This is a genomic window from Vibrio sp. D173a (assembly GCF_030248475.1).
Genome location: NZ_JAHGAH010000448.1, coordinates 1 through 944, shown reverse-complemented (window position 1 = coordinate 944; position 944 = coordinate 1). Strand labels below are relative to the sequence as shown.

The following is a 944-nucleotide window of genomic DNA, read 5'->3' as shown; positions in this document are numbered from 1 at the left end:
AAGACTGGTGCTAAGTACCCACTAGCTGACTACGAAATCACGCCAAACATGGCTATCGTTGATGCTAACCTAGTAATGAACATGCCTAAGTCTCTAACAGCATTCGGTGGTTACGATGCAGTAACTCACGCTCTAGAAGCTTACGTATCTGTTCTTGCGAACGAGTACTCAGACGGTCAAGCTCTACAAGCACTGAAGATGCTTAAAGAGTACCTACCTTCAAGCTACGCGAACGGCGCAAACGACCCAATCGCTCGTGAGAAAGTGCACAACGCGGCAACGATCGCTGGTATCGCGTTTGCTAACGCATTCCTAGGTGTTTGTCACTCAATGGCGCACAAGATTGGTGCTGAGTTCCACCTACCTCACGGCCTAGCGAACGCACTACTAATCTCGAACGTTGTACGTTACAACGCGAACGACAACCCAACTAAACAGACTGCATTCTCTCAATACGACCGTCCACAAGCACGTCGTCGTTACGCTGAAGTTGCTGACCACCTAGGCCTAAGCCAAGAAGGTGACCGTACTGCTCAGAAGATTGAACGTCTACTAGCATGGTTGGACGAGCTGAAAGGCGACTTAGACATCCCAATGTCTATCCAAGCTGCAGGTGTTTCTGAAGCTGACTTCGTAGCGAAACTAGACGAACTAGCTGTTGAAGCGTTCGATGACCAGTGTACAGGTGCTAACCCACGTTACCCTCTAATCACTGAGCTAAAAGAAGTACTAATGGCTTCTTACTACGGTAAAGCGTTCGTTGAAGGCGAAACTTTCGAAGGTACAACTGTTATCAAGAAGAAAGCAGACCAAGTAGCGAAAGAAGCAGCACCAAAAGCTAAGAAAGAAAAAGCTAACGCATAAGTAAGACGTTAGTTATGAAGTAGGTTTTCGCTAGCACGAAACTTACAATCGGGAAACTCAAAGCCCCAGTCGAAAGACTG

1 protein-coding gene is annotated in these 944 nt (G+C 47.2%); it reads left to right on the top strand.

Features of this window, described 5'->3' with window-relative positions; genetic code table 11:
* Positions 1-864 (top strand): iron-containing alcohol dehydrogenase (locus KIV40_RS26630; RefSeq protein WP_285352190.1); only part of this gene is annotated, 864 nt, incomplete at its 5' end.
* Between the last annotated feature and the right edge of the window lie 80 nt (positions 865-944).